The 12,614-nt window shown below is 57.1% G+C and carries 11 protein-coding genes and 1 rRNA gene; 11 read left to right on the top strand and 1 reads right to left on the bottom strand.

The window, feature by feature from the left end; translation table 11 throughout:
* Positions 1-65: 65 nt before the first annotated feature.
* The 6 genes from DL346_RS19760 to DL346_RS19735 all read left to right on the top strand — a co-directional run bounded on the left by DL346_RS19760 (position 66) and on the right by DL346_RS19735 (position 6,397).
* On the top strand, positions 66-494 hold the full coding sequence (locus DL346_RS19760) for an SRPBCC family protein (protein ID WP_112884113.1): 429 nt from the start codon (positions 66-68) through the stop codon (positions 492-494).
* Between the two features lie 145 nt (positions 495-639).
* Positions 640-2,016, top strand: coding sequence for an acyclic terpene utilization AtuA family protein (locus DL346_RS19755; RefSeq protein WP_112884112.1), 1,377 nt, complete (start codon positions 640-642; stop codon positions 2,014-2,016).
* Complete coding sequence (locus tag DL346_RS19750) at positions 2,013-2,429, top strand: AtuA-related protein (protein WP_206098562.1); 417 nt, start codon at positions 2,013-2,015, stop codon at positions 2,427-2,429. Before DL346_RS19755 ends, DL346_RS19750 begins: the two co-directional genes overlap by 4 nt.
* 444 nt (positions 2,430-2,873) lie before the next feature.
* A complete protein-coding gene (locus tag DL346_RS19745) occupies positions 2,874-4,013 on the top strand; it encodes an acyl-CoA dehydrogenase (RefSeq protein ID WP_112884111.1) in 1,140 nt (379 codons plus the stop codon).
* A 24-nt stretch (positions 4,014-4,037) separates the two neighbouring features.
* Positions 4,038-5,582: an acyl-CoA carboxylase subunit beta gene (locus tag DL346_RS19740; protein ID WP_206098561.1), complete on the top strand. Its 1,545-nt coding sequence runs from the start codon at positions 4,038-4,040 to the stop codon at positions 5,580-5,582.
* Between the two features lie 23 nt (positions 5,583-5,605).
* Complete coding sequence (locus tag DL346_RS19735) at positions 5,606-6,397, top strand: enoyl-CoA hydratase-related protein (RefSeq protein ID WP_112884629.1); 792 nt, start codon at positions 5,606-5,608, stop codon at positions 6,395-6,397.
* Positions 6,398-6,531: 134 nt separating this feature from the next.
* On the opposite strand, the gene uraA is transcribed toward DL346_RS19735, so the two are convergent.
* A complete protein-coding gene (uraA, locus tag DL346_RS19730) occupies positions 6,532-7,809 on the bottom strand; it encodes a uracil permease (protein WP_112884110.1) in 1,278 nt (425 codons plus the stop codon).
* Between the two features lie 166 nt (positions 7,810-7,975).
* Here uraA and DL346_RS19725 point away from each other — a divergent pair, with 166 nt between their 5' ends.
* From DL346_RS19725 to DL346_RS19705, 5 genes are all read left to right on the top strand, one after another.
* A complete protein-coding gene (locus DL346_RS19725) occupies positions 7,976-8,758 on the top strand; it encodes an NUDIX hydrolase (RefSeq protein WP_112884109.1) in 783 nt (260 codons plus the stop codon).
* Between the two features lie 75 nt (positions 8,759-8,833).
* Positions 8,834-9,391 carry a cysteine hydrolase family protein gene (locus DL346_RS19720; RefSeq protein WP_112884108.1) on the top strand — a complete coding sequence of 186 codons (558 nt, stop codon included), beginning with the start codon at positions 8,834-8,836 and terminating at the stop codon, positions 9,389-9,391.
* A 15-nt stretch (positions 9,392-9,406) separates the two neighbouring features.
* The gene (gene nadE, locus DL346_RS19715) at positions 9,407-10,243 is read left to right on the top strand and encodes an ammonia-dependent NAD(+) synthetase (protein ID WP_112884107.1); all 837 of its coding nucleotides are present in this window, start codon (positions 9,407-9,409) and stop codon (positions 10,241-10,243) included.
* A 6-nt stretch (positions 10,244-10,249) separates the two neighbouring features.
* Positions 10,250-11,695: a nicotinate phosphoribosyltransferase gene (locus tag DL346_RS19710; RefSeq protein ID WP_112884106.1), complete on the top strand. Its 1,446-nt coding sequence runs from the start codon at positions 10,250-10,252 to the stop codon at positions 11,693-11,695.
* Between the two features lie 333 nt (positions 11,696-12,028).
* A 16S ribosomal RNA gene (locus DL346_RS19705) occupies positions 12,029-12,614 on the top strand; the annotation flags it as partial.

The raw sequence follows: 12,614 nt of genomic DNA, 5'->3' as shown, positions 1-12,614 counted from the left end.
CGTTCTGGTAGAATATGCTTGAAATTGGTTAAATCTAAATTTACGGAAAAGAGGCTGATCGTCAAGTGGCAACAGGTTCTGAAAGAGTAACTGTAGAAGCAACCGTGCAAGCGCCCGTTGAGAAAGTATGGGAATACTGGACAGAGCCGAAGCATATCAAGCTCTGGAACAGCGCTTCCGACGACTGGCATACGCCGCATGCCGAGAATGATCTGCGCGTCGGCGGTAAATTCTCCTCCAGAATGGAAGCGAAGGACGGCAGCTTTGGATTTGACTTTGGCGGGGTATACGATGAAGTGAAAGCCAATGAGGCGATCGCGTATACGCTCGGCGACGGGAGAGAAGTTCAAATCAAGTTCGTTAGCGAAGGCAGCGCGACGAAAGTCATCGAAACGTTCGAGGCGGAATCGACGAATGCCGTGGATATGCAGCGGGCTGGCTGGCAGGCCATTATGGATAATTTCAAGAAGTATGCCGAAAACGTAAATGAATAGTCAACCATGAAGGATGAAGCCTCCCGGGATGCGGGGGGCTTTTTTGCTGCCCGGCAAAAGCTCACGTCTAGCTCACTTTCCAGGACCATACAATTGTACTATGACGCGCTTTCTGCTCACCGGCCTCGCCTGAAAGGAGGTTTGCATGAAAACGATAAGGATTGGAGCGGGTCAAGGATTTTACGGCGATTCCGTTCTGCCCGCTTTGGAGACGGCCCGAAGAGGGCAGGTGCAGTACCTGTGCTTCGACAGCCTTGCGGAGCTGACGCTCGCTATTCTGCAGAAGGACCGGCAGCGCGATGCTGCCCGGGGCTACGCTGCGGACATTGGAGCTGCGATGAGGAAGCTGCTTCCGATTGCGCGGGAGAAGGGCATCCGCATCATTACGAATGCGGGTGGGATGAATCCGCTTGGGGCGATGAGGGAAACGGAGCGGATTGCCCGGGAGCTGGGGCTGACGGGACTGAGGATCGCTGTCGTAACGGGGGATGACGTTCGAGCGGACATACCGGAATTGATCGAGCAAGGGGCAGCGCTTCGACATATGGAAGACGGCCGGTCGATCGGCGAGATCGAAGAGCGAATCGTGTTCGCCAATGCCTATCTGGGGGCGGGGCCGATCGTAAATGCTCTGAGCCAAGGAGCGGACGTCATTCTTACGGGACGCACGACGGATTCGGCGCTCTTCCTGGCGCCGCTGATTCATGAGTTCGGCATACAGCCGGACGACTGGGGGCGGCTGGCGCAGGGCGTATTGATGGGGCATTTGCTGGAGTGCTCCGGGCAAGCGTCCGGCGGCAATTATAGCGGCGATTGGCAGCAGGTCGAGTCGCTGGAAGAGATCGGGTTTCCGATCGCGGAGGTTTGCGAGGACGGAACGTTCATCGTGACGAAGGCGGAGGGCACCGGCGGGCTAGTTTCCGTCCATACGGTAAAAGAGCAGCTGCTGTATGAAATCCATGATCCTGCCGCCTATGTAACGCCCGACGTGGTGCTCGATCTGACGGAGGTGCGTTTGCAGGACGCAGGCTCAAACCGGGTGCATGTCTCAGGTGCTAAGGGCAAGCCGAGGCCGGAGACGCTGAAGGTCGTCATGGGCTATTCGGACGGCTGGCTCGGGCAGGCTATTTGGGGCTATTCGTGGCCGGATGCGCTGGCGAAAGCCCAGGCGGCGGACCGGATTATTCGCAAGCAGATGGAGCGGGGCGGCCTCCTGTACGACGATATACGCACCGATTACCTAGGCTATAATTCCCTGCATGGCCCGCTTGCGAAGCTGCCTGATGAGGAGACGCTCAACGAAGTTTATTTGCGCATCGCGGTGCGAACGAAGAGCAAGGACGAAGCAGCCCGGCTTGGCCGGCTCGTTCCGCCGCTAATGCTTAGCGGCCCCCCTGCGATGGGAGCCTTTCTCGGGCTGATGAAGCCGCGCGAGCTGCTCGGCATGTGGTCCTCTCTCGTTCCGCGCGGGCTGATCGAGAGCCGCGTGCAAGTGACGGTTTCGGAGGTGCAGCAGCCATGAGTAACCGCAAAACCAAGCGTGTGCAGCTGCGCCATCTTGTTCAGGCCCGATCCGGCGACAAAGGCAACTCGGTCAATATCGCCGTATTTGCGCCGAACGAAGGGATCTATGACGCGCTGCTGAGAGAGCTGACCGCTGAACGGGTGAAGCTGCATTTTACCGGAATGGTGGAGGGGGAAGTGATCCGCTACGAGCTGCCGGGCCTGCTCGCAATGAACTTTGTGTGCCGGGCGGCGCTGGGCGGAGGCGGATCGGCTACGCTTCGCATGGACAATTTGGGCAAGTGCTATGGGGCGAATTTGATGCGGCTGGAAATTGAAATCGACGATGGCGCCGATGACGGGGCCGATGTTGGTGAAGGCGATGAAGGGGAAGCTGGTGGGACGGATGTAATCCGTGGCGGTTCTAGTTAAAAGAAGCGTATGTAGTGAGCTACATCGGCCGAAATTCGCGGTTTTAGCTGAAAGAAGCGCATGTAGGGAGCTACATTGACGGGAATTTACGGTTTTGGCTAAAAGAAGCGCACGTAGTGAGCTACATTGGGCGAAATCCGCGGTTTTGGCTAAAAGAAGCGCACGTAGTGAGCTACATTGGCGGGAATTTACGGTTTTGGCTAAAAGAAGCGCACGTAGTGAGCTACATTGGGCGGAAATCCGCGGTTTTGGCTAAAAGAAGCGCACGTAGTGAGCTACATTAAGCGAAATTCGCGGTTTTGGCTGAAAGAAGCGCATGTAGGGAGCTACATTGGGCGGAATCAGCGGTTCTAGTTAAAAGAAGCGCACGTAGTGAGCTACATTGGGCGGGTAGGCGAACCCGGTCCGCGCACCACGACTTAAGCAGAAGAGGAGTTGCTTGCGATGAACTTCGATTTAACGGCGGAGCAGGCGATGATTCGGGATTTGGTCAGGGATTTTGCCGATGAGGAGGTGGCCCCCGGGGCGATCGAGCGGGACCGTACCGGCGCGTTTCCGGCGGAGGTGTTCGAGAAGCTTGCCAAGCTTGGCCTGATGGGATTGCCTTTCCCTGAGGAGTACGGCGGGGGCGGGGCGGATACGGTCAGCTTCGCAATTGCGGTGGAAGAACTGAGCCGGGTATGCGCCTCGACAGGCATTACGTATTCTGCGCATGTGTCCCTAGGGGGAGCGCCGCTCTCGCTGTTCGGCACGGAGGAGCAGAAGGCTGCCTTCCTAACGCCGATCTGCCGGGGGGAATCACTTGGCGCGTTCGGTTTGACGGAGCCGGATGCCGGCTCGGACGCAGGCGGCACCCGAACGACGGCGGTGCGCTCCGGCGATCAATGGATCATCAGCGGATCGAAATGCTTCATCACGAACGCCAGCTACGCGAAGCATCTCGCGCTTACCGCAGTCACCGACCGATCGAAGGGAACGGGCGGCATCAGCGCGTTTATCGTGCCGACGGATGCGCCCGGCTTCACGGTGAATTGCAGCTACGAGAAAATGGGGCTTCACGCCTCCAACACGACCGAGCTTGTGCTCGATCAAGTGGCGGTGCCGCAGGAGCATTTGCTTGGCACGGAAGGAAACGGCTTCAAGCAATTTCTCGCCGTGCTTGACGGCGGCCGGATCGGCATCGGCGCCATGGGCGTCGGCATCGCTCAAGGCGCGTACGACAAGTCGCTGCGCTACGCCAAGCAGCGCAAGCAGTTCGGGCGAACGCTGAGCGCGTTTCAGGCGATCCAGTTCAAGCTGGCGGACATGGCTTTGGGGATCGAGTTGGCCCGGAACATGGTTTACAAAGCCGCTTGGCTGAAGGATCAAGGGAGGCCGTTCAAGAAAGAGGCGGCGATGGCGAAGCTGTACGCGACGGAAATGTGCATGAGGGTGTGCGATCAAGCGGTCCAAATCCATGGCGGCTATGGCTATATGAAGGAATACGAGGTGGAGCGTTACATGCGCGATGCCAAGCTGCTGGAGATCGGCGAGGGCACTTCGGAAATCCAGCGCATCGTCATCGCCGCCCAAATCGGCTGTTAGCTTAGGAGGGGAGCTGCTTAGATTATGGAGCGTGAACGCGAGCCGGCGATGGATAGGCTGCAGGAGCAGATCGAGGAGATCAAACAGGGCGGCGCCTCCAAATACCATGCGAAGAACAAGGAGCAGGGGAAGTTGTTCGTCCGTGACCGGCTGAAGCTGCTCTTCGATCCGGATTTCGAGCTTGAGGACGCGATGTTCGCGAACTGCACGGAATATGGACTGCCGGCCGACGGCGTCGTGACGGCCATTGGCCGCATCCATGGCGTGACGGTCGGCGTCATCGCCAACGATTCGACCGTGAAGGCCGGCTCATGGGGAGCGAAGACGGTCGAGAAAATCATCCGCATGCAGGAAACGGCCGATAAGCTTCGGATCCCGCTGCTCTATCTCGTCGATTCGGCGGGAGCGCGCATTACCGATCAGGCGCTGATGTATCCAGGGAGGCGCGGGGCGGGGCGGATTTTCTACAATGAAGTCAAGCTGTCGGGCAAAATCCCGCAGGTCTGCCTGCTGTTTGGCCCCTCCGCCGCTGGCGGGGCGTATATCCCGGCATTTTGCGATATTGTCATAATGGTAGACGGCAATGCCTCCATGTACCTGGGATCGCCGCGGATCGTAGAGATGGTGACGGGCGAGAAGGCGACGCTGGAGCAGCTCGGCGGCGCTCGGATGCACTGCTCCGTCTCCGGCTGCGGCGATGTGCTCGCGAAGAGCGAAGAGGAAGCGATTGCGCTGGCGAGGCAGTATTTGGCCTATTTTCCCGCGAACTACGCTTCGCCGCCGCCTTCCCGAGAGCCGCGTCCGCCTGCCGATCAGCGCGTGCCGCTGGATGCCATTATACCGAGCGATCAATATACGTCGTTTGATATGTATCAGCTCATCGACGGCTTGATCGACGAGAACTCCTTCTTCGAAATCAAGCGGCTGTTCGCGCGCGAGCTGATTACGGGCTTGGCTCGGCTCGGCGGGCAACCCGTCGGCATTATCGCCAATCAGCCGAAGACGAAGGGCGGCATCCTGTTCCACGATTCCGCGGACAAAGCGGCCAAGTTCATCAGCCTTTGCGATGCGTTCCATATCCCGCTGCTGTTTCTTGCCGACGTGCCGGGCTTTATGGTCGGCACCGCGGTGGAGCAGGCCGGCATTATCCGGCACGGGGCCAAGATGATCGCCGCCGTCTCCGAAGCGACCGTGCCGAAAATATCCGTCATCGTCCGCAAAGCGTACGGTGCGGGACTCTATGCCATGGGCGGACCGGCATTCGAGCCGGACTGCTGCCTCGCGCTGCCCTCCGCGCAAATTGCCGTCATGGGGCCGGAAGCGGCGATCAATGCCGTCTACGCGAACAAGATCGCGGAGCTGCCCGAGCCGGAGCGAAGCGAATTTATCGCCGCCAAGCGCGAGGAATATCGCCAGGATATCGACCTCTATCAGCTGGCCTCCGATATGGTGATAGACGGGATCGTGCCCGCTCATTCCTTGCGGAGGGAGTTAATCAAACGGTTCGATGCCTACACGTCCAAAAACGTCACGTTCACGGACCGGAAGCACCCGGTCTATCCGGTATAGCGGGAGGGAACGGCATGACGGCGATGAAAGAGGAGCCCGTTCGCTGGGAGCAGCGGGACCACATCGGCTACATCCGGCTCCATCGGCCGGAGAGCCTCAATGCGATCAACGGCGGGATGCTCGCCGCGCTGGAGGAAGTGCTGCGCGCCATTGCCGCCGATCCGAGGGGCATCCGCGTCGTCATCGTGGAAGGCGAGGGGCGCGCGTTCTGCGCCGGCGCCGACTTGAAGGAACGCAGCATGCTGACCGATCCGCAGCAAATCCGGCAGCGCCTCGAATGGAGCAAGGCCGTGTTCTCCGCGCTCGAACGGCTGCCGCAGCCGACGATCGCCGCGATAAACGGTCTGGCCTTCGGCGGCGGACTGGAGCTGGCGCTGTGCTGCGACTTCCGCTACGCCGTCCTGGGCGCGAAGCTGGGGCTGACCGAGGTGAGCCTCGGCATCATCCCCGGCGCCGGCGGAACGCAGCGGCTGCCGCGGCTCATCGGCCCCGCGCGGGCGAAGGAGCTGATCCTGACCGCGCGCAGGATTACGGCGGGGCAAGCGTTTGAACTCGGCCTAGTGAACGGAGTGGCCGAGAATCCGGAGCAGCTGCGCGAGTTTACCGGGCGGATGGCGGAAGAGCTGCTGGCCAATGCGCCGCTAGCAGTCTATCAAGCTAAGCTGGCGATCGATCGGGGCTTGGATGCGGCAGACCTCAATGCGGGCCTTGAGCTTGAAACGGAAGCCTACGAAGCGGTCATTCCGACGAAGGACCGGCTGGAAGCGCTCGCCGCATTCCGTGAGAAACGGCCGCCGCGGTTTACCGGCGAGTAGGCTCTCCGGCCCTAACGGACATCCATGTCCGTTAAAAATTCATAATGGCGAATAAATGTCTCTAACGGACATCCATGTCCGTTAAGCTTCCCCAAAACACAAAGGGCGTCCCAATATCGGGACGCCCTTTGTATTTATTCTTCCGATGATAATCGGAACACTTCAATAAGCTTCAAGAACAAGCTCAGCACAATCGCGGAAACGGTCGCAAGCGCCATACCCTTCAGCTCGAAATTGCCGAACTTCAATGCGGCGCCGCTCAATCCAATGACGAGCACAACAGTCGTCAGCATCAGGTTGGCCGGCTTGGAGTAGTCCACCTTCGTTTCCACCAGCATGCGTATACCGGAAGCGGCAATAACGCCGAAGAGCAGCAGAGAAACGCCGCCCATAACGGCCTCTGGAATCGTTTGAATCAAGGCGGACAGCTTGCCGATGAACGACAGCACGATCGCGATGACCGCCGCCCCGCCGATAACCCAGACGGAATACACGCGGCTAATGGCCATGACGCCGATGTTCTCGCCGTACGTCGTATTCGGCGTGGAACCGACGAAACCGGACAGTACCGTCGAAACGCCGTTGCCAAGGAGCGATCGGCTTAAGCCCGGATCCTTCGTGAGATCCTTCTCGACGATGTTTCCGGTTACGATCAAGTGGCCGATATGCTCGGCGATGACTACCAGCGCAGCAGGCGCGATAATGGCGATGCTGGACCAGTCGAATGTCGGCGAGTAGAAAGTCGGCGATTGAAACCACGCGGCTGCGCTGATGGCCTCTTTCACTGCGACCAATCCGAGGATCGACGCAAGCGCATAACCGACGACGATGGCAATCAGAATCGGAATGACTTTAAGGAAGCCGCGGAACAACACAGAGCCCACGACCCCAATGCTCAGCGTCACGATCGAAACGGCGATGGTCGCCCCGTCGGGCGACCAATCCGCCGGCGCGCCGGGTTTCGCAATCAAGCCTGCCATTTGCGCGGCAACCGGCACCAGCTCCAGCCCGATTACGGCGACAATGGCGCCCATGGCTGCCGGCGGAAACACGACGTCGATCCAGCGGGTACCGGCCAGCTTGATCAGCAAGGCAACAAGCGTGAAGATGACACCGACCACAATGAAGCCGCCTAGCGCAGCCGAATAGCCCCCGCCTTCTGATCCGAGCACTACGAATACAGGCGAAAGGAAAGCGAAGCTCGAGCCCAGATAAGCAGGGATTTTAAATTTCGTAATGAGAAGATAGATAAGCGTCCCGATTCCGTTCATCAATAGAATCGTTGCAGGATCAACCTTGAACAGTATCGGTACGAGCACGGTCGAACCGAACATAGCGAACAAATGCTGCAGACTGAGCGGGATACTGGCCGCAAGCGATGGCCTTTCATGGACTTGAATGATGTTGGACAACGGTGGAAGACCTCCTGGTGTAATGAATAAACTGATTTTGCCAAACGCTATAGTACCATACTTGCCCTCAATGCGGTATTGCATAATCTGGGCCTCTCCCCCCTTGACAATGATTTTAATAATGTCATAATGACAGTATGAGAAATTCAAAGCAGGTGTAGACGTTATGACCGAACCTAATTTCGATGCAGAAACAGCTGCCAACTACTCCCCCCGAAACTACCGAACGCCCGATGGCGCGCCTGCTGACATCGTTATTTTCACGATTACATCAACGGAGCGGAATACGTCGAAAAAGTCGCTTCCCTCCCGAAGGCTGGAGGTACTGCTCATACAGCGCAAAAGCTGGCCGTTTGCCGGTCAGTGGGCACTGCCTGGCGGTTTTTCAAAAGAAACGGAAACTTTGCTAGCCAGCGCCAAACGGGAGCTGCAAGAAGAAACCGGCGTCGAGAACGTACACATTGAATATTTCAATGCCTACAGCGAGCCGGGGCGGGATCCTCGGGGATGGATGATCTCGCATGCGTTCTGCGCGCTCGTTCATGAGGATACGCTCGCGAGTCGCAGAGCCGCCGATGATGCCGCTGACGTCCGGCTGTTTCCGGTCCAGGAGGCGTTGGAGATGGAGCTTGCTTTTGACCACAGGCAGATTCTGCATGATGCGCTGAAGCACATTCGGCACAGCATGCTGACAACGACTATTGCGCGAGCGTTTCTTCCCGAGGAGTTTACGATCGGCGAGCTGTACCAGGTCATCGAGACCGTCGTTCCCGAATTCGTGGAGCGGAACTTCATCCGCAAGATCACGTCGACCCGAAGCCGCAAAGGCATTATTGAAGAAGTCCGGGATTCGCGCGGCGAATTGAAGATGTCCAGCCGGTATTCCCAGCGGGCCGCGCAGCTCTATCGTTTTACCGGCTTTTCGCCTCAGCTGTCCATTTACAGCTAGGCATTCTTTATCGCTGTTGATATTGTCGTAATGACATAATATAAAACTTGAATTCATTTAAGGAAGGTGGAAAAGATGAAAGCATTGGTCGTCATCGATTACACGTTTGATTTCGTAGAGGGCCGGTTGCCGGTAGGGCAGCCGGCCATCGCGATCGAGGACCGTATAGCGGCCGTAACGCGGCAATTCGTGAAGCAGGGCGATTTTGTCGTGATGGCTGTCGATGTGCATGACGAGCAGGATGCGCTTCACCCCGAGCATAAGCTGTTTCCTCCGCACAATATTCGGGGGACGTCAGGGCGTGAGCTGTACGGCAAGCTTAGCGAGGTTTACGAGGCGGAGAAAGAGCGCATCTATTGGATGGACAAAACGAGATACAGCGCCTTTGCCGGAACCGATCTGGATTTGCAGCTTCGAATGAGAGCCGTGCAGGAGATTCACCTGGTTGGCGTTTGTACCGATATTTGCGTACTGCATACGGCGGTTGACGCATACAATCGAGGCTTTCGAATCGTCGTGCATGCGGACTGCGCTGCTTCTTTTAATCCGCAAGGACATGAGTGGGCGCTTCAGCATTTTCAGCGGTCGCTCGGAGCGGAACTGAGAATCGACGATCAGCCAATCACAATATAAGGAGATGGATGCAGGATGGACGATCTGATGCAAAAGAGAATCATCGCCGAGCTCAAAGTAAAGCCGGCCATTGACGCTGGGGAGGAAATTCGCCGGCGCGTCGATTTCATGAAAGCGTACATGCAGCATACGCGGTCTAAAGGCTTCGTGCTCGGCATCTCGGGCGGTCAAGATTCCACCTTGGCCGGCAAGCTTGCGCAGTTGGCCGTGAATGAGTGGAATGCCGAGCATGACGAGTCGAACCGGGCGATGTTTGTTGCCGTTCGGCTGCCTTATGGCGTGCAGCGGGACGAAGACGACTGCCAGGACGCTCTCCGGTTTATCGAACCTACTCGCACAGTTACGATTAATATAAAAGCATCCGTTGATGCGTCTGTTGCGGCGTTTGAGGAAGCGACGGGCGAGAAGCTGGGCGATTTTCATAAAGGGAATGTGAAAGCGCGGGAGCGGATGAAGGCGCAGTACGATCTGGCGGCCCATTACGGCCTGCTTGTGCTGGGTACGGATCATGCGGCGGAAGCGGTCACCGGCTTCTATACAAAGCATGGGGACGGGGCTTGCGATTTAGTGCCGATTTATGGCTTGAACAAGCGGCAAGGGCGTTCGATGCTAATCGAGCTGGGCTGTCCGGAACATCTTTATACGAAGAAACCGACGGCGGATTTGGAGGACTTGAAGCCCGGCATTCCCGATGAGGAGGCGCTTGGCATGAGCTATGTGCAACTGGACGATTATTTGGAAGGCCAGACGGTTCCGGCGGAGTTAAGCGGCAAAATCGAGGCGCGATACAAACTGACGGAGCATAAACGCCGCGGTCCGGTTACGGTCTATGATGATTGGTGGAAGGAGTGAGCGCGCATGAGCTGCGGCAATTTGGCGCTTCATACGGATAAGTATCAAATCAACATGATGTATGCGCACTGGATGAACGGCTCGATGAACGAGAAAGCGGTATTCGAGCTGTTCTTCCGCAAGCTTCCGTTCGGCAACGGCTATGCGGTGGCTGCCGGATTGGAGCGTGTTGTCGACTATATCCGCAATCTCCGGTTCGGGGAGGAGGAAATCGCTTATTTGAGCGAGCAGGAGGAGCAGTATAACGAAGCGTTTCTGCAGGAGCTGCGCCGCTTTCGATTTACCGGCGATCTGGCAGCCGTGCCCGAAGGGACGATCGTTTTTCCGAATGAGCCTTTGATTCGCGTGGAAGCGCGGGTGTTCGAGGCGCAGTTGATCGAAACGGCTATGCTCAACTTCGTGAACTATCAAACGTTGATCGCTACCAAAGCGTCGCGCATTAAGCAGGTCGCCGGCAGCGACGCGCTGCTGGAGTTCGGCACGAGACGCGCGCAGGAAGCGGATGCTGCGGTTTGGGGCGCGCGCGCATCCTATATTGCGGGCTTCCATGCGACCTCCAATCTGCGGGCCGGCATGCTGTTCGGCATCCCGACCAAAGGCACGCACGCGCATGCTTGGGTGCAGGGGCATGATACGGAAGAGGAAGCCTTCCGCAAGTATGCGGAGGTGCTTCCGGATCAAGTGACGCTGCTGGTGGACACTTACGATACGCTGCGAAGCGGTGTGCCGAATGCCATTCGAATCGGGCACATGCTTGAACAACAGGGTAAGCGGATGAACGCGATCCGGCTCGATAGCGGCGACCTGGCTTATTTATCGCAGCGAACCCGGGCGATGCTCGATGAAGCGGGCCTACCTTATGTGCAAATTGTCGCTTCAAACGATTTGGATGAGAACATCATTTTCAATCTCAAGGCGCAAGGGGCAAAAATCGATGTCTGGGGCGTAGGCACGCAGCTCATTACCGCCGGCGACCAGCCTTCTCTTGGCGGCGTATATAAGCTTGTCGCCCGCGAGAAGGATGGGGAGCTCGTCCCCGTGATCAAAATATCCGGCAATCCCGAGAAGGTAAGCATGCCCGGCGTCAAAGAGGTCTATCGCATCGTGAACCGCGCAACCGGTATGGCTGACGGCGATTATATCGCTCTTCGGCATGATGAAGCCGTTCGGCGCGGCGAAGCGATTAAGCTGCATGATCCGCTGCATCCTTATATTCATAAAGTAATCACGGATTATAAGGCCGTGCCCCTGCTGCAGCCGATCTTTCAAGCAGGCGAGCTGGTCTATACGCTGCCAAGCTTGGCGGAGATCAGACAGTATCATGAGGAGCAGTTGCGATTATTTTGGCCGCAGTACCTTCGCAAGCTCAATCCGGAGATGTACCGCGTGAACAGCAGTGTCGAAGCATGGCAGCTAAAACTCGATCTCATTCAACGTTATAGAGCACAATAGCTGAAATGGGGGCGTCTTTGGCGCCTCTTTCTGGCGGTTCGAAAGTTTTTTTGAAATAAGGCTTGCCATATCGTGTCGAACCATGGTATATTCTAATTCCGCCGCTGAGAGCAGCAAGGACGCGGTGGTCGAAACGAAAAACAAGTTAAAAAATAATGCTTGCAATTCGGTTTCGAACTATGATATATTCTAATTCCGGCCGCAAGCCGGATGGAAAAAGAACTGAATTTGTTCCTTGAAAACTGAACAATGAGCGACCTGTCAAAAGGTTTTAAAACAAGCTAGTTTTTGAATGAGCTAACAAGCGAATTCATAAATGATCTTCGGATCACTTTTATGGAGAGTTTGATCCTGGCTCAGGACGAACGCTGGCGGCGTGCCTAATACATGCAAGTCGAGCGGATCTTCCCTTCGGGGAAGGTTAGCGGCGGACGGGTGAGTAACACGTAGGCAACCTGCCTGTAAGACCGGGATAACATTCGGAAACGAATGCTAATACCGGATACGCAGCCTGATCGCATGATCGGACTGGGAAAGACGGTGCAAGCTGTCACTTACAGATGGGCCTGCGGTGCATTAGCTAGTTGGTGAGGTAACGGCTCACCAAGGCGACGATGCATAGCCGACCTGAGAGGGTGATCGGCCACACTGGGACTGAGACACGGCCCAGACTCCTACGGGAGGCAGCAGTAGGGAATCTTCCGCAATGGACGAAAGTCTGACGGAGCAACGCCGCGTGAGTGATGAAGGTCTTCGGATCGTAAAGCTCTGTTGCCAGGGAAGAACAGCCAAGGGAGTAACTGCCCTTGGAATGACGGTACCTGAGAAGAAAGCCCCGGCTAACTACGTGCCAGCAGCCGCGGTAATACGTAGGGGGCAAGCGTTGTCCGGAATTATTGGGCGTAAAGCGCGCGCAGGC

This window comes from Paenibacillus montanisoli, assembly GCF_003268025.1.
In the GTDB taxonomy this organism is placed as follows: domain Bacteria; phylum Bacillota; class Bacilli; order Paenibacillales; family Paenibacillaceae; genus Paenibacillus_Z; species Paenibacillus_Z montanisoli.
This window is presented reverse-complemented; position numbering and strand designations above follow the sequence as displayed.

Coding starts and splice junctions, on each gene's coding strand:
- DL346_RS19755 (WP_112884112.1), top strand. CDS start 640: ATGAAAACGATAAGGATTGGAGCGGGTCAAGGATTTTACGGCGATTCC.
- DL346_RS19750 (WP_206098562.1), top strand. CDS start 2,013: ATGAGTAACCGCAAAACCAAGCGTGTGCAGCTGCGCCATCTTGTTCAG.
- DL346_RS19745 (WP_112884111.1), top strand. CDS start 2,874: ATGAACTTCGATTTAACGGCGGAGCAGGCGATGATTCGGGATTTGGTC.
- DL346_RS19740 (WP_206098561.1), top strand. CDS start 4,038: ATGGAGCGTGAACGCGAGCCGGCGATGGATAGGCTGCAGGAGCAGATC.
- DL346_RS19735 (WP_112884629.1), top strand. CDS start 5,606: ATGAAAGAGGAGCCCGTTCGCTGGGAGCAGCGGGACCACATCGGCTAC.
- DL346_RS19725 (WP_112884109.1), top strand. CDS start 7,976: ATGACCGAACCTAATTTCGATGCAGAAACAGCTGCCAACTACTCCCCC.
- DL346_RS19720 (WP_112884108.1), top strand. CDS start 8,834: ATGAAAGCATTGGTCGTCATCGATTACACGTTTGATTTCGTAGAGGGC.
- nadE (WP_112884107.1), top strand. CDS start 9,407: ATGGACGATCTGATGCAAAAGAGAATCATCGCCGAGCTCAAAGTAAAG.
- DL346_RS19710 (WP_112884106.1), top strand. CDS start 10,250: ATGAGCTGCGGCAATTTGGCGCTTCATACGGATAAGTATCAAATCAAC.